Annotated in this window: 22 protein-coding genes and 1 riboswitch; of the genes, 11 read left to right on the top strand and 11 right to left on the bottom strand. The window is 69.8% G+C overall.

Features of this window, described 5'->3' with window-relative positions; translation table 11 throughout:
* Nucleotides 1-158: 158 nt before the first annotated feature.
* The 5 genes from ABZ470_RS10915 to ABZ470_RS10895 all read right to left on the bottom strand — a co-directional run bounded on the left by ABZ470_RS10915 (nucleotide 159) and on the right by ABZ470_RS10895 (nucleotide 5,703).
* On the bottom strand, nucleotides 159-2,618 hold the full coding sequence (locus tag ABZ470_RS10915) for an FtsX-like permease family protein (protein ID WP_362911185.1): 2,460 nt from the start codon (nucleotides 2,616-2,618) through the stop codon (nucleotides 159-161).
* Entirely contained in the window at nucleotides 2,612-3,349 is a 738-nt protein-coding gene (locus ABZ470_RS10910; protein WP_352014113.1) for an ABC transporter ATP-binding protein, read from the bottom strand. Before ABZ470_RS10910 ends, ABZ470_RS10915 begins: the two co-directional genes overlap by 7 nt.
* A gap of 101 nt (nucleotides 3,350-3,450) precedes the next feature.
* Nucleotides 3,451-3,876 carry an aspartate 1-decarboxylase gene (panD, locus tag ABZ470_RS10905; protein ID WP_352014114.1) on the bottom strand — a complete coding sequence of 142 codons (426 nt, stop codon included), beginning with the start codon at nucleotides 3,874-3,876 and terminating at the stop codon, nucleotides 3,451-3,453.
* Between the two features lie 100 nt (nucleotides 3,877-3,976).
* Nucleotides 3,977-4,822: a pantoate--beta-alanine ligase gene (panC, locus tag ABZ470_RS10900; protein WP_362911184.1), complete on the bottom strand. Its 846-nt coding sequence runs from the start codon at nucleotides 4,820-4,822 to the stop codon at nucleotides 3,977-3,979.
* The gene (locus ABZ470_RS10895; protein WP_352014116.1) at nucleotides 4,813-5,703 is read right to left on the bottom strand and encodes a DUF2520 domain-containing protein; all 891 of its coding nucleotides are present in this window, start codon (nucleotides 5,701-5,703) and stop codon (nucleotides 4,813-4,815) included. Before ABZ470_RS10895 ends, panC begins: the two co-directional genes overlap by 10 nt.
* 197 nt (nucleotides 5,704-5,900) lie before the next feature.
* Here ABZ470_RS10895 and ABZ470_RS10890 point away from each other — a divergent pair, with 197 nt between their 5' ends.
* From ABZ470_RS10890 to ABZ470_RS10880, 3 genes are all read left to right on the top strand, one after another.
* A complete protein-coding gene (locus ABZ470_RS10890) occupies nucleotides 5,901-6,881 on the top strand; it encodes an SAM-dependent methyltransferase (RefSeq protein WP_362911183.1) in 981 nt (326 codons plus the stop codon).
* Between the two features lie 65 nt (nucleotides 6,882-6,946).
* Nucleotides 6,947-7,954: an NAD-dependent epimerase/dehydratase family protein gene (locus ABZ470_RS10885; protein WP_362911182.1), complete on the top strand. Its 1,008-nt coding sequence runs from the start codon at nucleotides 6,947-6,949 to the stop codon at nucleotides 7,952-7,954.
* A 153-nt stretch (nucleotides 7,955-8,107) separates the two neighbouring features.
* Entirely contained in the window at nucleotides 8,108-9,364 is a 1,257-nt protein-coding gene (locus ABZ470_RS10880; RefSeq protein WP_362911181.1) for an acyltransferase, read from the top strand.
* A 4-nt stretch (nucleotides 9,365-9,368) separates the two neighbouring features.
* Here the strand turns inward: ABZ470_RS10880 and ABZ470_RS10875 are convergent, their stop codons facing one another.
* Together ABZ470_RS10875 and ABZ470_RS10870 are read right to left on the bottom strand one after the other, a co-directional pair.
* Nucleotides 9,369-10,565 carry a cytochrome P450 gene (locus ABZ470_RS10875; protein WP_362911180.1) on the bottom strand — a complete coding sequence of 399 codons (1,197 nt, stop codon included), beginning with the start codon at nucleotides 10,563-10,565 and terminating at the stop codon, nucleotides 9,369-9,371.
* A 9-nt stretch (nucleotides 10,566-10,574) separates the two neighbouring features.
* Nucleotides 10,575-11,309, bottom strand: coding sequence for a TerC family protein (locus ABZ470_RS10870; protein ID WP_352014155.1), 735 nt, complete (start codon nucleotides 11,307-11,309; stop codon nucleotides 10,575-10,577).
* A 194-nt stretch (nucleotides 11,310-11,503) separates the two neighbouring features.
* Nucleotides 11,504-11,619: riboswitch (SAM riboswitch) on the top strand.
* A gap of 96 nt (nucleotides 11,620-11,715) precedes the next feature.
* Here ABZ470_RS10870 and ABZ470_RS10865 point away from each other — a divergent pair.
* The 3 genes from ABZ470_RS10865 to ABZ470_RS10855 are packed head-to-tail and all read left to right on the top strand — an operon-like array spanning nucleotide 11,716 to nucleotide 15,316.
* Nucleotides 11,716-12,972, top strand: coding sequence for an aminotransferase class V-fold PLP-dependent enzyme (locus tag ABZ470_RS10865; protein WP_362911401.1), 1,257 nt, complete (start codon nucleotides 11,716-11,718; stop codon nucleotides 12,970-12,972).
* An 18-nt stretch (nucleotides 12,973-12,990) separates the two neighbouring features.
* Nucleotides 12,991-14,175, top strand: a complete 1,185-nt coding sequence (locus tag ABZ470_RS10860) for an NADH-quinone oxidoreductase subunit D (protein WP_352014120.1) — start codon at nucleotides 12,991-12,993, stop codon at nucleotides 14,173-14,175.
* A gap of 22 nt (nucleotides 14,176-14,197) precedes the next feature.
* Complete coding sequence (locus ABZ470_RS10855; protein ID WP_362911179.1) at nucleotides 14,198-15,316, top strand: acyltransferase; 1,119 nt, start codon at nucleotides 14,198-14,200, stop codon at nucleotides 15,314-15,316.
* Between the two features lie 4 nt (nucleotides 15,317-15,320).
* Here ABZ470_RS10855 and ABZ470_RS10850 read toward each other — a convergent pair whose 3' ends face one another.
* Together ABZ470_RS10850 and ABZ470_RS10845 are read right to left on the bottom strand one after the other, a co-directional pair.
* Nucleotides 15,321-15,806: a DUF3592 domain-containing protein gene (locus tag ABZ470_RS10850; RefSeq protein ID WP_362911178.1), complete on the bottom strand. Its 486-nt coding sequence runs from the start codon at nucleotides 15,804-15,806 to the stop codon at nucleotides 15,321-15,323.
* 255 nt (nucleotides 15,807-16,061) lie between these two features.
* Nucleotides 16,062-17,603, bottom strand: coding sequence for an MDR family MFS transporter (locus ABZ470_RS10845; RefSeq protein ID WP_352014123.1), 1,542 nt, complete (start codon nucleotides 17,601-17,603; stop codon nucleotides 16,062-16,064).
* 135 nt (nucleotides 17,604-17,738) lie between these two features.
* Between ABZ470_RS10845 and ABZ470_RS10840 the strand changes: the two genes are divergently transcribed.
* The 4 genes from ABZ470_RS10840 (at nucleotide 17,739) to ABZ470_RS10825 (ending at nucleotide 20,352) form a co-directional block, all read left to right on the top strand.
* Complete coding sequence (locus ABZ470_RS10840; protein ID WP_362911177.1) at nucleotides 17,739-18,323, top strand: TetR family transcriptional regulator; 585 nt, start codon at nucleotides 17,739-17,741, stop codon at nucleotides 18,321-18,323.
* Between the two features lie 527 nt (nucleotides 18,324-18,850).
* Nucleotides 18,851-19,279 (top strand): hypothetical protein, encoded by a 429-nt coding sequence (locus ABZ470_RS10835; RefSeq protein WP_362911176.1) that lies wholly within the window; start codon nucleotides 18,851-18,853, stop codon nucleotides 19,277-19,279.
* Between the two features lie 147 nt (nucleotides 19,280-19,426).
* Nucleotides 19,427-19,717: an antibiotic biosynthesis monooxygenase gene (locus ABZ470_RS10830; RefSeq protein ID WP_362911175.1), complete on the top strand. Its 291-nt coding sequence runs from the start codon at nucleotides 19,427-19,429 to the stop codon at nucleotides 19,715-19,717.
* A 161-nt stretch (nucleotides 19,718-19,878) separates the two neighbouring features.
* Nucleotides 19,879-20,352 carry a diadenosine tetraphosphate hydrolase gene (locus tag ABZ470_RS10825; protein WP_362911174.1) on the top strand — a complete coding sequence of 158 codons (474 nt, stop codon included), beginning with the start codon at nucleotides 19,879-19,881 and terminating at the stop codon, nucleotides 20,350-20,352.
* On the opposite strand, the gene ABZ470_RS10820 is transcribed toward ABZ470_RS10825, so the two are convergent.
* Complete coding sequence (locus ABZ470_RS10820) at nucleotides 20,353-20,787, bottom strand: NUDIX domain-containing protein (protein ID WP_362911173.1); 435 nt, start codon at nucleotides 20,785-20,787, stop codon at nucleotides 20,353-20,355.
* Between the two features lie 393 nt (nucleotides 20,788-21,180).
* On the opposite strand from ABZ470_RS10820, the gene ABZ470_RS10815 reads away from it, so the two are divergent.
* Nucleotides 21,181-22,098, top strand: a complete 918-nt coding sequence (locus tag ABZ470_RS10815) for a hypothetical protein (RefSeq protein WP_362911172.1) — start codon at nucleotides 21,181-21,183, stop codon at nucleotides 22,096-22,098.
* Nucleotides 22,099-22,171: 73 nt separating this feature from the next.
* On the opposite strand, the gene ABZ470_RS10810 is transcribed toward ABZ470_RS10815, so the two are convergent.
* Nucleotides 22,172-22,801 (bottom strand): hypothetical protein, encoded by a 630-nt coding sequence (locus ABZ470_RS10810; protein WP_362911171.1) that lies wholly within the window; start codon nucleotides 22,799-22,801, stop codon nucleotides 22,172-22,174.
* Nucleotides 22,802-22,806 lie beyond the last annotated feature (5 nt).

The raw sequence follows: 22,806 nt of genomic DNA, 5'->3' as shown, positions 1-22,806 counted from the left end.
ATGCAGGCATTTGCCTGCATAACGTCAAGCACGGTCTCGAACACCCGTTCAGCCGGGTCTCATGGGCTTGAACCACCGGTGAAGCCGGGCGCCCGGCCGCCCTGTGAGAGGGACGGCCGGGCACCTCGTCGCTACATATGTCGGAGCCCGGAGGAGGATCAGGCGCGGATCTGGGTGGCGGGGTGGCCCTGCAGGGCGGTCCGGGTCGGGGCGAGGGTGGCGGCGTAGGCGAGCCCCAGGGTGACGGCCGCTATGGCCCCGTACGTCAGGTACGGCACGTGCGGCAGCGGCGACCCCGTGATCCCGTAGCTGAGCGCCATCAGGGTCGGCGCCGTGATCAGGGTTCCCGCGACCACCGCGAGACCGCCGACCAGCAGCGCCTCCCAGCGGACCATCCCGCGCACCTGCCGCCGGGTCCCCCCGACCAGGCGCAGCAGCGCGAACTCCCGCACCCGGGCGCCGGTGGCCGTCACCAGCGTGTTGACCACCGAGATCGCGATGAACACGATGATCATCCCGACCACCAGGAGGTTGGCCCAGTCGCTGAACTCCTGGACGGCGTTAACCGCGGCGCCCGCGCCGTCCCGGTCGAGGACGGTCAGGCCGGGGGCCAGCGCGGCGAGCCGCTCCTTCGAGCCACCGGTGACGTAGAGGCGCTCGGCCATCCCGGTCTCCGAGTGGTCGCGGACCACCTGGTACGGCAGGGCGACCTCGCCGTACCCCAGGCCGCGTTCGTAGACGGCCACGACGGTGCGGGTCAGGCGGGTGCCGTCGCCGAGCAGCAGCCGGACCTCCTGCCCGACCGTGGCGCCGAAGCCGTCGGCGGCCAGCCTGCTCAGCGCGACGCCGTCGCCGCGCAGCCGGTCGAGGGAGCCGGAGGTGACGCCGAGGTCGATGCCGTGCGCGGGGACGGTCAGGCCGACGGCCCCCATCGGCTTGAACGTGCGCTCGCCCAGCTCGACCGTGTCGGCGAGCACCTGGGTCCTGATCGTCTCGGTGACGCCCGTGACGCCGGGCAGGGCGCGGGCGGCCCTGGCGACCTCGGGGGACAGCCCGGGGCTCGCCTCAAGGACGTAGTCGGCGCGGTTGCCCTCGATCGCCTGCGTGGTGGTCGCGTGTCCCACGGTCGACTGGGCGAACAGGGTGGTCGAGGTGAAGGCGAACATCAGGATGAGCGGGCTGGCGACCGAGGCCAGCCGCTTGGCCGCGGTCCTGGTGTTGGCGACGGCCAGGTAGCCGCCGACCGGTGAGGTCCGCCTGACCAGGCCACCCGCCAGGGTCGCGGCGAGCCGTACCAGCCAGGGGCCGAGGAGGGAGGCCGCGGTGATCAGCAGGAGCACGATCGCGCTCGCGCTCATCGCGGCCGTCTCCCCCGCGGCGACCATGGACAGGCCGGAGGCGGCCACGCCCATGCCGAGGAAGACCAGCCCGGTGATCATGCGGCCCCTGCCGAGCTCCCTGCGCTCGGCCATGGCCTCGCCCAGGGCCTCGGTCGGCTTGATGCTCGCGGCCCGCCGTACGGCTCCGCGGGCGGCCAGCCAGGCGGTGAGCAGCCCGAGGGCCGTGGCCGCGAGCAGCGGGATGGGGCCGACGACCGGTGCGAACCCCTCGGGCACCATGCCCCGGGCCAGGAACTGGCCGAACATCCACCTCCCCAGCACGACCCCGAGCGGCAGCGCGGGCAGAATGGCCGCCGCGGCGACGACCAGCGCCTGCCTGCCGATCATGGCGCGGACCTGCTTGGGGGTGGCGCCGACCGCCCGCAGCAGGGCGATCTCCCGGTCGCGCTGCCGTACGGCCAGGCCGAAGGCGCCGGAGACCACCAGCACCGCCACCATGACGACGATGCCGATGAGGCTGCCGCCGAGCCCGATGAGCATCTCCCGGCCCTCGTGCGCCGAGGGGGTCTCGGCCAGGCCCCGCTGGTCGCCGGAGTAGACGGCCACGGAGTCGCCGAGCGCCTGTTCGACCCGGTCGGCCAGCCCGTCACCGGTGCCGAACACCCCGAAGGCCGACACCTTCCCCGGCCTGGCGAACAGTTCCCCGGCGCGTTCCCCGGTGAAGAAGACCGACGGCTGCCGGGTGAGGCCGGGTCCGGCGACACCGGTCACGACGTACTCGCGGAGGCCGTCCCTGCCGGCGACGCCGACCTTCTCGCCCACCTTCCTGCCGAGCGTGACGTCGGTGACGACCTCTCCGGCCGTAGCGGGCGCGCGTCCCTTGACCAGCCGGTACGGCGTGAGCCCCGCCGACCCCCAGGAACGGCCGACCACCCGGCCCTCGGCGCCCGTGAGGCCGACGGGGAAGGCGGTCTCGGGCACGACCCCGGTGACACCGGGCACCTTGCCGATCTTCTCGGCGAGGTTCGCGGGGATCGCGACCGGCTCGGAGAGCGGCAGGCCCATGTCGGCCTCGCCCTTCACGAAGGTGATCTTCTGCTGGCCGGCGACCACGACCGGGGCGGCGCCGTAGCGTTCGGTGGGGATCCTGGCGCGTACACCGCTCTCCAGGAGCAGCCCGCACGAGACGACCAGGACGACCGCGAAGAACAGCGCGAGGAACGACCCGACGAGGGAGATCGCGCGGCCACGCGAGGTGGCGAAGGCGAGTTTCAGCACGGCACGGCCCTCAGGCGGCCGAGCGAGGCCATGCGGCCCGCGATGGCGTCGGGTCCCGCGGCGTACATCTCGTCGACGAGCGTGCCGTCGGCGAGGAACAGCACCCGGTCGGCGTAGGAGGCGGCGACCGGGTCGTGGGTGACCATCACCATGGTCTGGCCGGTGGTGTTCACCACCTGGCGGAGCAGCGTGAGCACCTCGGCGGCGGTCTGGGTGTCCAGCGCGCCCGTCGGCTCGTCGGCGAAGACCACCTCGGGCCTGGTGACCAGGGCGCGGGCGATGGCCACCCGCTGCTGCTGGCCGCCGGAGAGCTGGGAGGGGCGGTGCCCGGCGCGGTCGCCGAGCCCGACCCTGCCGAGCACCTCGGCCACCCAGGCGTGGTCCGGCCTGGTGCCCGCGAGCCGGAACGGCAGCAGGACGTTGTCGGTCACGGTGAGCGAGGGGATCAGGTTGAACGCCTGGAAGACGAAGCCCGCCCTGTCCCGGCGCAGTTCGGTGAGCTGGGTCTCGTTCATCCGCGACAGTTCGACGTCGCCGATGTGGACCGTGCCCGAGGTGGGCGTGTCCAGTCCGGCCGCGCAGTGCAGGAAGGTGCTCTTGCCCGAGCCCGACGGCCCCATGACGGCGGTGAAGCCGCCCCGGGGCAGGTCGACCGTGACGCCGCGTAGCGCGTGCACCTTCCTGCCGTATGTCTTGGTCACCGCGTTGAGGCGCACCGCGTGCGTCGACACCTGTCGTCCCCCGTCTTCGAATTCACTGCCTTGCAGGAGCAACGCTACGAATTCGGACAATACGGAAACGAGCCAGCGAGCTACCCAACCGATGGTAGGGATTACCCCCCTACGGCCGCCCCGTGGATCTCGTCCCCGCGCAGCAGGCCGTCAGGGGCCCCGGCGGGGTCGTGACCGAGGTCGACGACCCTGTTCTCCCGGTCGACGTGCACGATCCTGGGCTGGAAGACCCTGGCCTCGGCGTCGTCGAGCTGGCCGTACCCGATGATGATCACCAGGTCGCCCGGATGGACGAGATGGGCGGCGGCGCCGTTGATGCCGATGACCCCCGAACCCCTGGGGCCCGCGATCGTGTAGGTCACCAGCCTGGCGCCGTTGTCGATGTCCACGATGTGGACCTGCTCCCCGGAGAGCAGCCCGGCCGCGTCGAGGAGGTCCTCGTCGATGGTCACCGACCCCACATAGTGCAGATCGGCCTGGGTGACGGTGGCCCGGTGGATCTTGGATGTGAGCATGGTGCGGAGCATGCGTCGGATCACCTCTCGCTCGGTCGCGCCACCGGTCGGCGTGCGCGCCTGCGCGGAATATATCCGACGCCGGACACACCCCCAAGAGAGTCAGCGGGTGTCAGAGGGTGACGGTGACGTTGTCGATGAGCCTGGTCGCGCCGACCCTGGCGGCCACGGCGAGGACGGCCTCACCCCGGTGGTCGTCGCCGACCTCGGTGAAGGTCGCCGGGTCGGCCAGCACCAGATAGTCGAGCTCGACCCCGGGCTCGGCGTCGAGCACCGCCCGCGACTCGGCCAGGACCTCGGCGGGCGTACGGCCGCGGGCCCCGGTGAACAGGGCGCGGGACAGGGAGAGCGCGGTGTGCCGTTCGTGCGTGGACAGGTAGCGGTTCCTGCTGGACAGCGCCAGGCCGTCCGCCTCACGGACGGTCGGCGCGCCCATGACGGAGACGGGCACGTCGAGGTCGGCGACCATCCGGCGGATCATGGCCAGCTGCTGGGCGTCCTTGCGCCCGAAGACCGCGATGTCCGGCTGGACCAGGTTGAACAGCTTGAGCACCACGGTCAGCACACCGTCGAAGTGACCGGGTCTGAACGCCCCCTCGACGATCGTGCCCATCCGCCCTGAGGACACCGAGACCTGCCGGTCCGCGGCGTACATGTCGTCGGCCGAGGGGGCGAAGACGATGCTCACGCCCTCGTCCGCGCAGGTCTCCAGGTCGGCGTCGAACGTCCGGGGATAGCGGGAGAAGTCTTCGTTCGGCCCGAACTGGAGGGGGTTGACGAAGACGCTCACCGCGACGTGGTCGGCCTGCTCACGGGCCAGCCGGATCAGTGAACGATGGCCCTCGTGCAGCGCGCCCATGGTCGGCACCAGCGCCAGCGTCGCCCCGGACGCGCCGATCCCCAGGCTGTGCTTCGCCTTGACCAGCCCGGCGCGGTCACCGGCCACGATCACGTCCATATGTTCCCTCCCAGGGCGTCGAGGAGGCGCTCGGCGGCCTCGGGCTTGAGCAGCCCGGCCGCCAGCGCGCGGTCCGCGGTGAGCCTAGCGAGGGCGACGTAGGCGTCCGCCGCCTCGGGTGCCGCGAGGATCAGGGCGTCGACGTGCTTGCGGACCGTCCCGGCGTCGCCGCGCACCACGGGACCGGTCAGCCCGGAGATGCCCAGCCGCAGCACGTTCTCCAGCGCCGCCCCGAGCAGTGGCCCGAGCATCCGGCCCGGCTGTTCGACACCGACGCGTTCGAGCAGCTCGGAGGACTCGGCGACGAGCGTGACCATGTGGTTGGCGGCGCCCGCCAGGGCCGCGTGGTAGAGCGGCCTGTCGTCGTCGGCGATCCAGACCGGCTCGCCCTCCATCTCGATGACCAGCGCCTCCGCCACGGGCCTGAGCATGTCGGGGGCGGTCACGCCGTACGAGATGCCGGTCAGGCGGCGTAGGTCGTCCTCCCTGCCGGTGAAGGTCATCACCGGGTGCAGGGCCAGCGGAAGGGCCCCCGCCCTGATCGCGGGGTTCAGCACGGCCAGGCCGTACGCGCCGCTGGTGTGGGCCACGAGCTTGCCCTGGAAGGCGGCGCCGGTGCCCGCCAGCCCGGAGACCAGGTCGGGCAGGACGTCGTCGGGGACCGTCATGAGAATGAGGTCCGACGTGGCCACCACGTCCTCAGGCCGGGACGGTGTGACGCCCAGCCGCTCCGCGGCCCGTTCCCTGGAGGAGTCGGAGACGCCACTGGCGGCGACGACCCGGTGTCCGGCGCGTGCCAGCGCGGCGCCGAGCGCCGAGCCGACCCGGCCTGCTCCAATCACTCCGACGGCCAGCCGCGCCGGGCGATCGACTGCGTCCATGACGTCCCGTCCTTCGACAAGATTGGGGCTCCATGCCCAGTTGACCAGCGTAACGGGCCTGCCCCACCCGGCTGCGCGAAGGCACGTGTCCGAAAGCGGCGGCGGTCCTGTCCCAGGTCTGCCCCGGGCCGGGCCGCTTTTCCCCTCTCGTCGCATGCTTTCTCACCGAGGGGGGCGTCCCTGTAGCGTCGGGGATCGTGTGGCTCACCTGGCGCGCCGCGACACAGCGGGCGCTCTACGGCGAAAACGGCTTCTATCTGCGCGAACGACCTTCCGCCCACTTCCGGACCTCGGTCAGCGCCGCAGCCAGTGCCACAGTCGGCACCTCGGCCGTTCTGGCGGGGGCCGTACTGCGCGAACTGGCCGAGCTGGCCGGGCCCGCCGGGATGATCGATCTGGTGGACGTCGGCGCGGGTGAGGGCGCCCTGGCGACCGGGGTGCTGGCCCTGGCGCCGCAGGAACTCCGTTCCCGGCTACGGGTGACCTGCGTGGACGTCGCCCCCCGGCCTCCGGACCTGCCCGAGGAGATCGGCTGGGAACCGGTGGTGCCCGAGGGGGTCGAGGGGCTGGTGATCGCCAACGAGTGGCTCGACAACGTTCCCCTCGACGTGGTCGAACAGACGCCCGACGGCCCCCGGCTGGTCATGGTCGATCCCTCGGACGGCGCGGAGCGGCTCGGCGACGCCCCGGAGGAGGCCGACCTGGCCTGGCTCGACCGCTGGTGGCCGCTCGGCCCCGTCGGCGAGCGCGCCGAGATCGGCAGGCCCCGCGACGAGGCCTGGGCCTCGGTGATCGTACGGCTGGCGCGCGGCCGGGCCGTCGCCGTCGACTACGCGCACCGGCTGGGCGCCCGCCCGCCGTACGGCTCGCTCGCCGGTTACCGTGGCGGCGCGGCCGTGGCGCCGGTCCCCGACGGGTCGTGCGACATCACCGCGCACGTCGCGCTGGACGCCTGCGCGGCGGCGGGCGAGCGGGTCGGGGCGGTCACGACGACGTTGACCACCCAGCGGGAGGCCCTGCGCGCCCTGGGCGTCACCGGCGCCCGCCCGCCCCTCGACCTGGCGGGCTGGGACCCGGTGGGGTATCTGCGCGCCCTGTCACGGGCCTCCCTTGAGGCGGAGCTGATCGACCCCCACGGCCTCGGCGCCTTCGGCTGGCTGCGCCAGTCACGGCCCTGACCGTACGGATACGCCCGTGGTGAATTCGCTGGGGTGGCGGGGCCGGCGCGATGAGGATGGTCGGCATGAGGCTTCTTGTATTGGGTGGCACGCACTTCGTCGGCCGGGCCGTCGTTGAGGAGGCGGTGCGACGGGGCGACGAGGTCACCATCGTCAACCGGGGCAGAAGTCCCCTCCCACCGGAGACGGCCGGGGCGGGCGTCGAGACGCTCGTCGCGGACAGGACCGACCGCGAGGCGCTGCGCGCGGCCCTTGACGGTCGTGAGTGGGACGCGGTCGTCGACACCTGGAGCGGGGCGCCGAAGGTCGTCGCCGAGGCGTGCGGGCTGCTGGACGGACGGGTCGGCCACTACGGATACGTGTCCAGCAGGTCGGTCCACAGCTGGCCGATCCCACCGGGGGCCGACGAGAGCGCCCAGGTGGTCGAGAGCGACCCCGACTCCGAGTCTGCCGACGACTACGCGGAGGCCAAGCGCGGCGGCGAGCTGGCCGTTCTGCGGGTCTTCGGCGAGCGCGCCCTGCTTGCCCGCGCCGGGCTGGTGATCGGCCCCTACGAGAACATCGGGCGGCTGCCCTGGTGGCTACGCCGCGTCGAGCGGGGCGGCCGGGTGCTGGCGCCGGGCAGGCCGGGCCGTCCGCTGCAGTACATCGACGCCAGGGACATCGCGATCTGGATGCTCGGGGCGGCGCAACGGGGTGTCGGCGGCGCCTTCAACACGGTCAGCCACCCCGGGCACGCCACCATGGGCGAGCTGCTCGACGAGATCATCAGGGTGACCGGCTCCGACGCCGAGCTGGTCTGGACCCCCGCCGAGGTGATCGAGGAGGCGGGCATCGCCGCGTGGACCGAACTGCCGGTCTGGCTGCCCGAGGGCGGCGAGGAGGACGGCCTGCACGACGGGGACGTCTCGGCCGCCCACGAGGCGGGGCTCGTCTGCCGTCCGCTGCGGGAGACGGTCGCCGACACCTGGGAGTGGCTCAAGGTGGAGGGCGACCCGGCGCTCAGGGCCGACCGCCCCTCGGTCGGCCTCGACCCGGCCAAGGAGGCCAAGGTCCTCGACGGCCTGACCTGACACGCGGTTTCCCGGCGGCCGGGGCCGTACGGCGGGCGGTTCCTCGGCGTCCGAGGGCGGCTCCCCGGCGGCCGGGGCCGTGCGGCGGGCGGCTCCCGGCCCTGGCGATGTTTCCTCGGTGGCCGGAGGCCGGTCGTCGCAGGCCCGAAACAAATGATCGGGCCTGAAACACAACTCCATGAGCTTCGGAAACAAGCGGTCACCCCTGTTCCCGGAAAACGGGGATCGTGGAGGTCGCGGCTGTTCGCTATTGTCTGGATCGTTCTACTTGGTGTGATCCCGCCATGCCGGTCCACGGCGTCGGCCGACAGCGACCGTGACGAGGTTCGCGTGAAAGAGACCATGGCTCCTCCCGCGGTCAGGGAAAAGGCCCCCCGCCTCCCCTCCCTGACGGGTTTGAGGTGGTTCGCGGCATTTGCTGTTTTCGGTTTTCATCTGTTCACCGGCGGCATAACGGATGACCCCGGAACACAGCGCTTTCTCGGGGCGGTCTTCTCCGCGGGCTCCTCCGGGGTGCCGTTCTTCTTCGTACTGTCCGGCATGGTGCTGACCTGGTCGTCCAGGCCGGGAGACCGGGCGTGGGCGTTCTGGCGGCGACGGGCCGCCAGGATCGTCCCGAGCCACATGGTCACCTGGATCGCCGTCCTGGCCCTGTTGACCGTGGCGGGACGCGCCGTGGCGCCGGGACCGGCCGTGAGCGGATTTTTCCTCCTTCAGGCCTGGGTACCGGACGAAACCTATTACTTCGGCGGCAACACCCCTTCCTGGTCACTCTCCTGTGAAATGGCGTTTTATGCGGCTTTCCCGCTTCTACTGCCGCTTCTTCGACGTATTCCAGGAAACCGGCTCCTACTGACCTCGGCGGGGTTGTGGGCCGGGACATGGGTGGTCCCGTTTGTCAGCTTCTCGATGCCGGAAAGCATCGGTTACTGGTTCGTCTGGATCTTCCCGGTGACCAGGGCACTGGAGTTCGCACTCGGCATGACCGTGGCGCTGATGGTCAAGGAGGGCCGCTGGCGGGGACCCGGCCTGCCCGTGGCCGTCGTCCTGGTCCTGGTCGCCTACGCGACCGTCCCGCTGGTCTGGCAGCGCGCGGGCTGGGTGGCGTGGATGGCGGGACCGTTCGCCGTGCTGATCGCCGCCGCCGCGACGGCCGACGTGCGCGAGAAGCGTTCGCCGCTGCGCCTGCCCGTCCTGGTCTGGCTCGGGGAGATCTCCTTTGCCTTCTACCTGGTGCACCAGCCGACGATCAGCCTGGTCAACCGGGTGCTCGGGCGCACCCCGGCGCACGCGCTCCTGGTGACGCTGACGGCGCTGCCGCTGGCCGTACTGCTGGCCTGGGCGCTGCACCGCCTCGTCGAGCGGCCCGCCGAGCGCCTGTTGTCAGGCGGGCGCCCGGGGGCCGCGTGAGACCTCAGACCCGTGCCTCCAGAGCCGTCAGGCCCCGGATGACGTAGCCGGGGTTCCAGGTGGGCTCGGCGGCGAGTTCCATTCGGGGAGCCAGGCGCAGCAGGGCGCCGAACGACTCGGCCAGCTCGATCCTGGCCAGCGGGGCGCCCAGACAGAAGTGGATGCCCGCGCCGAAGGAGATATGCGGGTTCTCCGCACGGCCGAGGTCGAGGCGGTCGGGGTCGGCGAACACCTCGGGGTCCCGGTTGGCCGAGCCGAACAGCAGCGCCACCTCCGCGCCACGCGGGATGTCCACCCCGCCGACCGAGATGTCCTCAAGGACCCAGCGCTCGAACATCTGCAGCGGGGTGTCCCAGCGCATCAGCTCCTCGATCGCCGTGGGCAGCAGGCCGTGGTCGGCGCGCAGTCGTTCCAGCTCTGCCGGGTTGCGGAACAGCGACCACCAGCCGATTCCGGTGACGTTGACGGTCGCCTCGTGACCCGCGTTGAGCAGCAGCACACAGGTGCCGACCAGCTCCTCCTCGGTCAGGGTGTCACCGCCGTCGGCGACCAGGGCCAGGGCGCTGATCAGGTCGTCGCCGGGGTTCGCCCGGCGGGCGCGGGCCAGCTCCGACAGGTAGCCGGAGAACTCCTCCGCCGCCCGTACGGCGGTGCGCTGCGTCTCGGGCGACGGGTTGAGCTCGTACATCCCGCAGATGTCGGCCGACCAGGGCCGCAGCAGGTGCCGGTCCGCCTCGGGGACGCCGAGCATCTCGGCGATCACGGTCACCGGGAGCGGTTCGGCGACCTCCGCGATGAGGTCGCCGCCGCCACGTGCCACGAAGTCCTCGACCAGCCCGGTGGCGATCGAGGCGACCTTGGGCCGCAGCGCCTCGACCATCCGCGGGGTGAACGCCCGGGAGACCAGGCGGCGCAGGCGGGTGTGGACGGGCGGCTCGACGTCGAGCATCCCGGCCCTGACCACCCGCCAGAACGGGTCGAGGAAGGGCGGCTCCTCCGGTCTGCCGAACTCGGCGTGCGTGGCCACGTGCAGGTAGGACCGGCCGAGTCTCCGGTCGCGCAGCAACGCGTTGACGTCGGCGTGCCGGGCGACCAGCCACTGGCCGGTCGGCTCGAAGAAGGTGACCGGCCGCTGTCTCAGCTCGGCGTAGGCGTCATAGGGGTAGGCGACGAATTCCGGACTCCATGGGTCAAAACGCACAAACCCATGCTAGGGCTCCGGAGTCTTCTCGACGGCCCGGGAACGACGGCGGGCCCGGATGTTGAGCAGCTCGACCACCAGCGAGAACGCCATCGCGAAGTAGATGTAGCCCTTGGAGATGTGCTGTCCGAAACCCTCCGCGAGCAGCACGACGCCGATCAGCACCAGGAACGACAGCGCCAGCATCTTGATCGTCGGGTGCTTGTCCACGAAACGGCTGATCGGCCCCGAGGCGAAGAGCATCACCACGACCGCGACGATGACCGCGATGACCATGATGGCCAGCTCGTCGACCATGCCGACCGCGGTGATCACCGAGTCGAGGGAGAAGACGATGTCCAGCACCATGATCTGCAGGATCACCATGCCGAAGGAGGCCGCCGCCTTCCGGCCGCCGGAGTGGTCCTCGCCGTTCTCGGTGTGGCCGTGGATCTCGTGAACGCTCTTGACCAGCAGGAACAGCCCGCCGAGGATCAGGATCAGGTCGCGTCCTGATATCTCGTGCCCGAAGATCTCAAAGAGCGGGGCGGTGAGCCGTACCACCCAGGACAGGGCGAGCAGCAGCGCCAGGCGGCTGACCAGGGCGGCGAGCAGGCCCAGCCTGCGGGCGTTGTCACGCTGTTCCGGCGGGAGCTTCCCCGCCAGGATCGAGATGAAGATGATGTTGTCGATGCCCAGCACGATCTCCAGAGCGATCAGCGTGAGCAGACCTATCCAGCTCGCCGGGTCGGCCACCCAGTCCATCGGGTCCTCCAGTTTCGGTGGGGAGAGCGCCGCCCGCGCGCGGCGCGTGACCTGACGGGCGTTCACGGTCACAGCTCCAGACGATCGGACAGAACCGGAAGTTCCTCAGGATCACCGCCGAAACTCCAGCCCTCCGGACCCCTTCCCGCAGACTTGCCAAGCACCGCCTCTGTGTGGGTATAGTCCGGTTCGTAGGTCATGAGTGCCAGCGACAAGCCCCGGCTAGCTGGCCGGCAACCCTCGCGTCCGCGGCGGGGTGCCCCGGGTGAGGACCTGGTCCGGCACGAGGTGTGCCGGGCAAGCGCGGGCTCCAGCACCAAGGCCATGGCTTGGGGTCCGATGACCTCCAAGGAGCTTTGGCGTGTCCACACTGACGATCTTCACCTCCGCCGCCGCCGCCGAGACCGTGACCGTCCCGGCGACCCGTGTCCCCGACGACCGGCCGATCCCCGCGGTCCTCGGCGCCGACCTTGAGGTGCCCGTCAAGGGCGGCAGGCTGGTGCCGTACGCCAACCTCGACTACGCCGCCAGCGCCCCCTGTCTTGAGCCGGTGAGCGCCGCCGTCGCCGCCGCGCTCCCGGCCTACTCCAGCGTCCACCGCGGCGCCGGATACGCCTCCCAGCTGACCACCGCCCGCTACGAGCAGGCCAGGCACACCGTGCGGGCCTTCGTCGGGGCCCGTCCCGACGACGCGGTGATCTTCACGAGGAACACCACCGACGCCACCAACCTGCTGGCCCGCAGCCTGCCCGCCGGGACCACCGTGGTGGTCTTCGAGACCGAGCACCACGCCTCGCTCCTGCCCTGGGCCGACGTCGTACGGCTGCCCGCCCCGGCCTTCCCCGGTGAGGCCGTCCGCGCCGCCGACGACGCGCTGGCCGCGATCGACGGCCCCAAGCTGCTGGTCGTCACCGCCGCCTCCAACGTGACCGGCGAGCTGTGGCCGATCGCCGCGCTGGCCCACATCGCCCACCGCCACGGCGCCCGCGTCCTGGTCGACGCCGCCCAGCTCGTCCCGCACCGCCGCCTCAACCTGACCGCGCTCGACCTGGACTACGTGGTCTTCTCCGGTCACAAGCTCTACGCCCCGTTCGGCACCGGCGCGCTGATCGGCCGCTCCGACTGGCTCTCGGTCGCCGAGCCGTACCTCCGGGGCGGCGGGGCCGTCAGGGCCGTCGAGGACGAGACGACCGACTGGCACGACGACCCCGAGGCCCGTCACGAGGCGGGCACGCCGAACGTGCTGGGCGCCATCGCGCTGGCCGCCGCCTGCGACGCGCTGAGCGCGACCGGCTGGGACGTGCTGGTGCGCGAGGAGGAGCGTCTGCTGGCCCGCCTGCGCGCCGGTCTGGCCGGGATCGAGGGTGTGCACGAGCTGTCCCTGTGGGGCCCCGACCACGCCCGCGTCGGCATCGTCTCCTTCGTCGTGGACGGCTTCACCGCCCGTGAGGTGGCCGAGACGCTGTCCGGCGAGTACGGCATCGGCGTGCGGGACGGCAAGTTCTGCGCCCACCCCTTCGTCAGGCACCTGCTCGGCGCCAAGGACGGCGGCTGCGACGACGTCACCGCCTCCGCGGTGCGCGCGTCCATCGGCGTCGGCAGCACCACCGAGCACGTCGACCGTCTCGTCGAGGCCCTGCGGGATCTCGTCACGCGCCGCTGACGTGACAGCATGGGGCCTATGACTGAGCCCCGGGAAGTGAACGTGGGGATCGGGGCCGGAGCCGACGCCGTCGCGGGAGCGGCGGCGGCCGGCAAGGAGCTGGCCACCGAGGACATGGTCCTGAACATCGGCCCGCAGCACCCCTCGACCCACGGCGTGCTACGGCTGCGCCTGACGCTGGACGGCGAACGGATCAGCGCCGCCGAGCCGATCGTCGGCTACATGCACCGGGGCGCGGAGAAACTGTTCGAGGTCAGGGACTACCGGCAGATCATCGTGCTGGCCAACCGGCACGACTGGCTGTCGGCGTTCGCCAACGAGCTGGGCGTCGTGCTCGCGGTCGAGCGGATGCTCGGCATGGAGGTCCCCGTCAGGGCCGTGTGGGCGCGCACCCTGATGGCCGAGCTGAACCGGGTGCTCAGCCACCTGATGTTCCTCGGCTCCTACCCCCTCGAACTGGGCGCGATCACCCCCGTCTTCTACGCCTTCCGTGAGCGCGAGACCCTCCAGGCCGTGATGGAGGAGATCTCCGGCGGCCGGATGCACTACATGTTCAACCGGGTCGGCGGTCTCAAGGAGGACCTGCCGTACGGCTGGCTCGACCGGGTGACCCTGGCCGTCGCCGACGTACGGCGCCGCCTGCCCGACATCGAGGCCCTGATCAGCGGGAACGAGATCTTCCTGGCCCGCACGGTCGGCGTCGGGGTGCTCGACCGCGAGACGATCATGCAGTACGGCGTGAGCGGCCCCATCGCCCGTGCCTCCGGCGTCGGCCTCGACCTGCGCAGGGACGACCCCTACCTCGCCTACGGCGAACTGCCGGTCAAGGTCGTGACCCGTTCCGCGGGAGACTGCAACGCCCGCTTCGAGGTGCTGCTCGAACAGGTCCGCGTCTCCCTCGACCTGGCCGACGTCTGTGTGGAGCGGCTGCGGTCCCTGCCGAGGGGGCCGATCAACCAGCGTCTGCCCAAGGTGCTGAAGGTCCCCGAGGGCCATGTCTACGCCTGGACGGAGAATCCACTCGGCATCAACGGCTACTATCTGGTCTCTCGTGGCGAGAAGACCCCCTGGCGGCTGAAGCTCCGGTCCGCCTCCTACAACAACGTCCAGGTGCTGAGAGAGATGTTGCCTGGACATCTGGTTTCCGACATGGTGGCCATCCTGGGGTCGATGTTCTTCGTGGTCGGTGACATCGACAAGTGACCCGGAGCGCGGAAGGGGGGACATGAGCGAGCGCGTGGACGCCGCTTCCCGCGTCGGAGGCCCGAAGCGGGACAAGTACATCGACTGGCTCCGCGCGGTCAGCCTGATCGTCGTCGTGGTCTGGCACTGGGCGTTCACGATCCTGCAGTGGGGGCCGGCCGGCCCCTCCCCGACCAGCCCGCTCGGTTTCACCTCGGGGTTGTGGATCCTCACCTGGCTCTTCCAGGTGCTGCCGCTCTTCTTCTACGTGGGCGGATACGTCCACCTGATGTCGTGGAACCGCGCCTGTGAACGCGGGGTCGGCATCGGCGCCTTCGTGTGGCGGCGCATCCGGGCCCTGGCGATCCCGGCGCTGGCGCTGTCCCTCGCGTGGCTCGCCTTCGGCGGGGTCATCTGGTTGATCTTCGACGTGCCGTGGATCGGCCGGGCCGTGCTCCTGGTGCTGAGCCCGCTGTGGTTCATCGGCGTCTACCTGATGCTGGTCGCCCTGCTGCCCGTGATGCTGTGGCTGCACCAGCGCTTCGACGTACTGGTGCTCATCTGGCTCGGCGGCGCGGCGCTGGTGGTCGACGTGCTGCGGCTGCGGTACGGCCTTGAGGCCATCGGCTGGCTCAACATGGTGATCGTGTGGGGTCTGGCCCACCAGGCGGGCTTCTTCTACGACCGGATGGTCGCGATGCCCCGCAGACTGGACGTCGCGACCCTGTGGACCGGGCTGTTCGCCCTGGTCGGCCTGGTCTACTCGGGCATCTACCCGGGGTCGATGGTCGGGGTGCCCGGCGACAAGCTGTCGAACATGGCTCCGCCGACCTTCGTCATCGTGGCCCTGCTGATCTTCCAGATCGGCCTGGTCGAGGTGCTGCGGCCTGCGATGGAACGGCTGCTCGAACGGCCTCGCTGGGGGTGGGTCAACACCACGATCAACCGGTTCGCGCTGCAGCTGTTCCTGTTCCACACCACCGGCATGGCGATCCTGAACGGGGTGTTCTGGGGGCTGACCGGCTCACCGCCCGGCAGTCAGGTCCCGCCGACGCTGATCTGGTGGCTGGAGCGGCCCCTGGCGATCGCCGGGCCGCTGCTGTGCACGATCCCGTTCCTGTTGATCTTCGGCCGCAGGAACTCGGCGGCCGCCTCCCGGTGACGGGTCAGCTTTTCGCGAGTCCGGGCCGAGGTCGCTTTTTCCACAGCCGGCGAAGGCCCGCGAAAACCGCGTAGAGGGTCATGACGAAAAACGCGCCGAGCAGCAGCAGATCGAAAACGAGCCTGAACTCCCTGTTGACCACACTCGGATCGTCTGCGTCATAGACGATCGAGACCTTCTCACCCTCGGCGTAACTCCCCCGGATCTCGGCGAAACGCCGGACGTCCTTCACAAAGAAGTTGACCTTGGTGAGTTGGTAGCTCTCCCCTGCCTTCACGGTTCTGGTGGACATCGCCGTCGCGGTGGTCCGGCCGCCGTGAAGATACATGTCGAGGTGCGACGCGCCCACCCGCACCCCCAGGATGGTCGCGAAAGCCCATCCGACGCACAGCAGAACGCAGGCGATCACGTAGATCCCGTTGACGGACCCGTCGTCCACCGGCTCCTCGTCCTCACCCGGCCCGAGGTCCCAGCGTAATCGTCCGGCCATCGACCTTGCCTCCCACATCGAACGACGGCGGGTGGAGACGGTTCACGTACGACGCGCTCACGAGGGGCGATTTTCCGCCAGAACGAACATCAGTATGTGACCACGATAAAACGACACGCAATGATTCCGAGTGCCGAGGAGAAATGTTCATCGCCCGTCGGCGTCGCGTATTCCACGCGTTAATTCGGACCGTGTCCGAAACCGTGTTCACGCGAAAGCCCGGCGAACTCGTTCGTCCGCCGGGCTCCCACGCGTTCAGCCGACCGTGGCGGCCTTCTCCCCCGTCTTCACGTCCGTGGGCAGGTCCACACTGTCCCGCAGCCTGATGGGCTTGAGGAACAGCGCGGCGACCACGCCGACCATGGCCACGGCCGCCGAGATGAGGAAGATGTGCCCGGTGGCGTCGCCGTACGCGGCCCGCACGACCTCCTTGATCGGCTCGGGCAGGGCCTGGATGTTGAGGGTGCTGCGCCCGCCCCCGGCACCCGAGGCCCCGATCCCGGCCTTGGCCAGGCCCTCGGCGATGCCGGTCGCGACCTGGTTGGCCAGGACGGCGCCGAGGACCGAGACACCGATGGTGCCGCCGAGGGAACGGAAGAAGGTGACCGCACCGCTGGCCGCGCCGAGTTCGCTCAGCGGGACGGTGTTCTGGATGGCCAGCACGAGGTTCTGCATCGACATGCCGACCCCGGCGCCGACCAGCACCATGGCCCCGGCGATGAGCAACAGCGAGGTCTGGTGGTCCATCGTGGACAGCACGAGGAACCCGGCCGTGAGCACGATCGCGCCGGTCACGATGTACGGCTTCACCCGGCCGCTCCTGGAGATCATGCGCCCGGAGACGGTCGAGGAGACCAGCACGCCGAGCATCATGGGGATCGTGAGCAGACCCGCCTCGGTGGGGCTGTAGCCACGGCCGATCTGGAAGTACTGGCCGAGGAAGACCGAGCCGCCGAACATGGCCATGCCGACCGCGAGGCTGGCCAGGATGGCCAGGGCCGGGGTGCGGCGGCGGATGATCCGCAGCGGGACGACCGGTTCGGCGACCCGCGACTCGACCCAGGTGGCCAGCACCAGGAGCAGCGCACCGCCCCCGGCCATGGCCGCGGTCTGCCAGGACAGCCACTCGAAGGAGTTTCCGACGAAGGTGACCCAGATGAGCAGGACACTGACCCCGGCGGCGATCAGGGTGGCGCCCACGTAGTCGATCCTGACGTCCGTACGGCGCACGGTGACCACCCGCAGCGTCTTGTGCAGCAGCGCGAAGGCGACCACGGTGAACGGCACCGCCACGAAGAAGCACCAGCGCCAGCCGAGCCAGGAGGTGTCGGCGATCAGGCCGCCGAGCAGCGGTCCGGCGACGGTCGCGACGGCCATGACACCGCCGAGGTAGCCGTTGTAGCGTCCACGCTCCTTGGGGCTGATCATCGCGGCGATGATGACCTGCACCAGGACCTGCAGGGCACCCATGCCCAGGCCCTGAACGGCGCGGAAGGCGATGAGCTGGGCGGTGTTCTGCGCGAAACCGCAGGCCAGCGAGCTGACCATGAAGATGACGATGGAGACCTGCAACAGCAGCTTCTTGCTGAACAGGTCGGCGAGCTTGCCCCAGATCGGTGTCGAGGCCGTCGAGGCGAGCAGCGAGGCGGTGACCACCCACGTGTACTGCGACTGGGTGCCGTTGAGCGCGCCGATGATCTGCGGAAGCGCCACGGACACGATCGTGCTGCTGATCATCGCCACGAACAGGACGAGCAGCAGACCGCTCAACGCCTCCAGGATCTGACGATGGCTCATGCGAGCGGTCTCTGTGTGGGCGCCCACGCACACACCTCCAAAGCGGTGGAAACAGGATGACCGTGACACCTTACATGCCCATTGGGAAAGTTTGCGCACTGGGCATCTTTTCCCGGAGGGTGAGATACTGGCGCCATGGAGAGCACAGCGGGACTGCGCGAACGCAAGAAGGCCGAGACCAGGCAGGCCGTCCACGAGGCCGCGCTACGACTGTGCGCCGAACACGGCCTGGACAACGTCACCGTCGAGGCCATCGCCGACGCCGCCAACATCTCCCGGCGGACCTTCTCCAACTACTTCGCCGGCAAGGAGGACGCCCTCCTGTACGGCGACGAGCGGCGCATCAGGCTGCTCGTCGAACGGATCCGCTCCCGGCCCCCCGAGGAGCCCGCCTGGCAGGCGCTGCGCGGAGCCGTACGGGACCTCTACAGCGAACTCGGCGACCCCGACGTCGCCTGGGCGGTGCGCGCCCGGCTCGCCAAACAGCACCCGTCCCTGCTGGCCAGGCAGCTGGCCAACCACGCCGCCCTGGAACGCGACCTGGTCCAGGCCATCACCGACCGCGACGGCTCGACCGACACCGTACGGCCCCGCGTCCTGGCGGCCGGGTTCCTCGTCGCCCTGCGCATCGCCACCCACCTGTGGACCGACGAACAGGAACCCCGCCCCCTCCAGGAGGTCATGGAACAGGTTCTGGACCAGATGTCGGCACCTTTCTAAGCAGTGTCTCTTTTGCGACGCCTTCGGCGTCGCGGGCTTGGGCGCTTCGAGTCGGCGCTTTCCCTCGTCGCTGTGTCTCTTTGCTCCGCCTGACGGCGTCGCGGGGCTTGGGCGCTTCGAGTCGGCGCTTTCCCTCGTCGCTGTGTCTCTTTGCTCCGCCTGACGGCGTCGCGGGGCTTGGGCGCTTCGAGTCGGCGCTTTCCCTCGTCTCTCCGTCGCTTCGCTCCTGCGTTCCTCAGTCCAAGCACCGACGCGCCCAAGCCGACGCTCCTCACGCCTGGGGCCGGTAACCCCAACCGGTTCAGGCTCGCTTTCCTCGGATGGCGCGGGCTTCGGTGCTGATCGCCCTTGGTTGGTCAACGGCTGCTGGAGACCTCACCCGCTCAGCGACCACGACACCGGACGTCGAAACAGGACCTGACCCCCACTGCCGAGACCGTCACCCCGCCCCGAATCCGTGATCCGGCTTCGGACCGGAAGGCCCGTTCCTACGTAGGATCGAAGATCCATATGAAACGGGAGGGCCTTTGCTGGCGCCGTACCGTTCGATCCTGGCCCTGCCCGGAGCGCTCGCCTTCTGCGGGGCGGGGCTGCTGGCCAGGATGCCGGCCTCGATGATGGGGCTGAGCCTGCTCCTGCTGCTGTCCGCCGAGCGGGGGTCGTACACGCTGGCCGGGCAGGTCACCGCCGCCTACGTCTTCCTCGCCGCCGTCGTCAGCCCCTTCCAGGCGCGACTGGTCGAACGGCTCGTGCCCGCCTCACGGCTCTCCGAGGGGATCGCCTGGACCACCTCGTTCCTCCTGGGCGGCTACGCCCTCGGCGGCGCGCTCACGGCCGTGGTGATCGACAACTTCCACGCCGGTTTCCTCGTCCCTCCCGCGGTGGCCATGGCGACGGCCTGTTGCGCCTTCCTGATCCCGCGAACCCCTTCGGCCTCTCTTCAGCCGACTCGCTGAAGCCCGGCCACCCGCCGGAGGGAGCACCTGGACCCGGCGTGTGGTCACCTCGCCGCCGAAATTTAGTCAATGATTTTGACTATCAATGATCCTTACTATAGCGTGATCGTCATCACCGGACGTGCTTCACCAGGGGAGAAGACGACAATGACGATCACCGTGGAACTCACCCGCTTCCGCGTCGCCGCCGACCGCGCCCAGGCGCTGCTCGACGCACGGCCCGCGATGCTGACCGACTTCACCGCCGACCGCGCCGGATTCCTCGGCGCCAGACTGATCCGCCTGTCCGACGACGAGTGGCTGGACATCGTGGACTGGCGCTCCCCCGAGGACTTCGCGGCCTCACGTGCCAAGGGCGCGAACCTTCCGGGAATCGCCGCCTTCTTCGCGGCAATCGACGAACTGGTCAGCATGGAGGAGGGTCGCCAGGAGACATGACTTCTCGGCGCCGGTGCCCGTACAGGATGGCAGGCCGCACCATGCCATGGCCGACGAGAACAGGCCACTCGTTGGCCTTCGGGAAAGCCCCCAGGCATCCGGACCAACGCGATTCGAGGCGTTCGGGAAACGCATGATCGTGACCGCATAGGGTCCGGGGCATGGCTGAGAACTGGCAGACGGACAGGATCGGAAGCGCGCTGCGGGACGAGAACCCCACCGTGCTGCGGCGGCTGGACGCCGGATTCGCAGTGATCGGGGATGTTCAGTTCCTGCCGGGATACTCGGTGCTCCTGGCGGACGACCCGGCCGTGGAGAGGTTGTCGGACCTGCCGAAAGGCAGACGGCGGGCTTTCCTGTCCGACATGGATGACCTGGGGGAGGCCGTCGAGCGGGCCTGCCGACGTCTCGACCCAGCCTTTCGCCGGGTCAACCTGGAGATCCTTGGCAATACCGACGCCTTCCTGCACGCTCATGTATGGCCAAGGTTCGACTGGGAGCCGGCCGACCTTGTGAGCAAACCCGTCTGGCTCTACCCCCGCGGCAACTGGCACGACAACCGCTTCGCCCTCGGCCCGCAACACGCTGCCCTGCGAGAAACGATCAGCGAAGAACTCGACCGACTACGCCTCTAGTCAGTCGAAGAGCGCCCCGATCAGGGCGCCCTGGCCGGACTGGAGGACGTGGGCGTCTTCCAGTGGAATCCAGAAGCACTCGAAATCGGTGGGCTCCCGCTCGCCGTCGTGAAGCTCCTGGCTGGCCCACCGCTCCGGTGTGGGCTCGGCGAGCTCCAGCTGGAAGACGTGGCGGTGCTGGATCTCGAACCGGTAGGGGCTGATGTCGTAGACGACCTCGCCCAGCTTCCTGACGATCCCGAACCCGGTGAAGCCCGTCTCCTCCCGCGCCTCGCGAAGCGCGGCCTCCTCCGGAGTCTCCCCCGGCCTGACGCTTCCTGCGGGAACCTGAATTCCGACCTCCTCATAGCTGCAGCCGATGTGCCGGAAGACCAGCAACCGCCCGTCGCGAACGACGTAGCACAGGACCTTGTCCTTCACGACCTTGTCCGTCACCGATTTCCCCTCCATTAATGACGACCATTGGGGACGTCCAGATTAAGGACACCGGCAAAAAGAACTTGAACACCCCGACGCCAAACATGAAGAGTTCCAACCGAACGCCCCGGCCCCATGCGTGAGAAGTGTCGGCTTGGGCGCGTCGGTGTCTGGACTGAGGAGTGAGGGAGCGCAGCGGACGAACGACGAGGGAAGACACCGACCCGAAGCGTCCAAGCCCGCGACGCCGCCAGGCGGAGCAAAAAGACACAGCTTGGGCGCGTCGGTGCTTGGACTGAGGAACGCAGGAGCGAAGCGACACAGAGACGAAGGAAAGCACCGACCCGAAGCGCCCAAGCCCGCGACGCCGAAGGCGGCGCAAAGAAACACAGCTTGGAGAGAGGCGACGGAATGACGAAGGAAAGCTCCGACCCGGAGCACCAAAGGCGTCTGCCCAGGGTGCTCAAACCCATCGACGCCAGCGGGCATCACGAAGAGACGGAGATGCACATCAAGTCCCGGCCTGGGCTCGCGCCCAAGCCCGTGAGGCCTCCTGCCGTCGCCAACAGGCAGGACGAGCCCTTCACCCTCGGTGAGCTGACCCTGTGCACCGATGTACGGCCCGCCGACTGGGCCGTCTCCGCCACGCTCCCCTTCGACTGGAACATCGTGGCGTGCATGCTGCCGCCGGTCTTCGGGGCCTATGCCCGGCTGTTCCATCCGCCGCGCATAACCGTGGGTGGCGTCGAGCAGGAGACCTCCTGGAGGAAGGTGGCCCTCGCCAACGGGCGCGTCCCGCATCCCGGGATGCAGTGGCCGTACATCACCGGTGCATGGAGCTTCTTCAACGACGAGCAGCCGGGCATCTGGAGCTATCCGCCCGAGGAGGGAACACTGCCGCTACGGCAGGTCGCCCGGCTGGTCCACCTGCTCTCCCCGCGCACCACCACCCCCGAGCGGTGCTGGTTCGCCGTCTGGGAGGGCTTCGGCGACCTCAACCTCCCCGTGGAGGACGAGGAGATCCCCAGAGTCGAGATGCCCGCGCGGTCGATGCTGCTTCTGGAGGGTCCGCTGCGAGCCGCGACCACCTCGTTCTCCGACATCCCATGGTCGGGTCGGTACGCCAGCCTGTGGTGGCCGCAGGACCGGGCCTGGTGCGTCGCCACCGACGTGGACCTGATGACCACCTACATCGGCGGCAGTCCGGAGTGCGTCGCGGCCCTGCTGGCCGACGAGGAACTGGAGATCATGGAAATCCCCGTCGACCAACGCCTGTCCTGGGGCAGCGACACCGTCAACCCGCCTCCCACCGGCAAGAGCCCCTGGTGAGACAACACACGGCCGCCACATGGCGAGACGCCCAGCCGAACGTCCGGCTTGGATCAGCGATCTTGGACGACGGCTACGGGCCCTGCCCGTCCGGCGTTTCGGGAAGCCGGCCGACCACCTTGCCCTCGGAGTCCAGCACCTTGATCATCGGGTTGTCGTCGCCGTCGATCTCCAGCACGATCCTCGGGCGTCCTCGCGAGTCGCTGAGCACCAGGAAAGCTCCTTCCGGGGTGCTGTAGCCGAGTTGGACGCGAGGCGGCATGGCGGGCACCCGGTCGATCGGGAGCGCCGGATCGGGCATGTGCTTCATCTCCAGCATCGCCGCACCGTGAACGCCCTCCCAGCGGGTGGCCAACGTGATCGCCTGCGCGTTGGTGTAGTCGAGCGAGATGCTGGCCCCGACGGAGGAGGAGACGATTCCTCCTTTCTCGTTGCCGTCGCCGTCATTGAAGATCAGATAGGTGCCTTCTGGTCCCTGGCGCTGGTCGGCGGGATACGTCTTACCTCCGCTGATGATCGGGGGTTTGCTCGAACTCACCAGGAAACGCTGCCGGCCCCGGCGGTCCACCACCCGGAACGACTTCCTGGCCTGCTCCCCGGAGGTCTCCGCCTGGGCGGTTCCGCTGCCCGCCATCACGGTCGTGCCACCCACCAACAGCGCGGCCGCCGCTCCGATCGCAGCCCGCCGATCACACTGCTCCATCTCCC

It is taken from the genome of Streptosporangium sp. NPDC020072 (genome assembly GCF_040631445.1).
Classification (GTDB): domain Bacteria; phylum Actinomycetota; class Actinomycetes; order Streptosporangiales; family Streptosporangiaceae; genus Streptosporangium.
The sequence above is the reverse complement of the archived record's forward strand: the minus strand, read 5'-3'. Positions and strand labels throughout refer to the sequence as shown.

Bases quoted from the DNA above. Each gene is read 5' to 3' on its own strand.
- panD (WP_352014114.1), bottom strand. From the start codon at position 3,876: ATGCTCCGCACCATGCTCACATCCAAGATCCACCGGGCCACCGTCACC.
- panC (WP_362911184.1), bottom strand. From the start codon at position 4,822: ATGGACGTGATCGTGGCCGGTGACCGCGCCGGGCTGGTCAAGGCGAAG.
- ABZ470_RS10895 (WP_352014116.1), bottom strand. From the start codon at position 5,703: ATGGACGCAGTCGATCGCCCGGCGCGGCTGGCCGTCGGAGTGATTGGA.
- ABZ470_RS10885 (WP_362911182.1), top strand. From the start codon at position 6,947: ATGAGGCTTCTTGTATTGGGTGGCACGCACTTCGTCGGCCGGGCCGTC.
- ABZ470_RS10880 (WP_362911181.1), top strand. From the start codon at position 8,108: ATGATCGGGCCTGAAACACAACTCCATGAGCTTCGGAAACAAGCGGTC.
- ABZ470_RS10870 (WP_352014155.1), bottom strand. From the start codon at position 11,309: ATGGACTGGGTGGCCGACCCGGCGAGCTGGATAGGTCTGCTCACGCTG.
- ABZ470_RS10860 (WP_352014120.1), top strand. From the start codon at position 12,991: ATGACTGAGCCCCGGGAAGTGAACGTGGGGATCGGGGCCGGAGCCGAC.
- ABZ470_RS10855 (WP_362911179.1), top strand. From the start codon at position 14,198: ATGAGCGAGCGCGTGGACGCCGCTTCCCGCGTCGGAGGCCCGAAGCGG.
- ABZ470_RS10850 (WP_362911178.1), bottom strand. From the start codon at position 15,806: ATGGCCGGACGATTACGCTGGGACCTCGGGCCGGGTGAGGACGAGGAG.
- ABZ470_RS10845 (WP_352014123.1), bottom strand. From the start codon at position 17,603: ATGAGCCATCGTCAGATCCTGGAGGCGTTGAGCGGTCTGCTGCTCGTC.
- ABZ470_RS10840 (WP_362911177.1), top strand. From the start codon at position 17,739: ATGGAGAGCACAGCGGGACTGCGCGAACGCAAGAAGGCCGAGACCAGG.
- ABZ470_RS10830 (WP_362911175.1), top strand. From the start codon at position 19,427: ATGACGATCACCGTGGAACTCACCCGCTTCCGCGTCGCCGCCGACCGC.
- ABZ470_RS10825 (WP_362911174.1), top strand. From the start codon at position 19,879: ATGGCTGAGAACTGGCAGACGGACAGGATCGGAAGCGCGCTGCGGGAC.
- ABZ470_RS10815 (WP_362911172.1), top strand. From the start codon at position 21,181: ATGACGAAGGAAAGCTCCGACCCGGAGCACCAAAGGCGTCTGCCCAGG.
- ABZ470_RS10810 (WP_362911171.1), bottom strand. From the start codon at position 22,801: ATGGAGCAGTGTGATCGGCGGGCTGCGATCGGAGCGGCGGCCGCGCTG.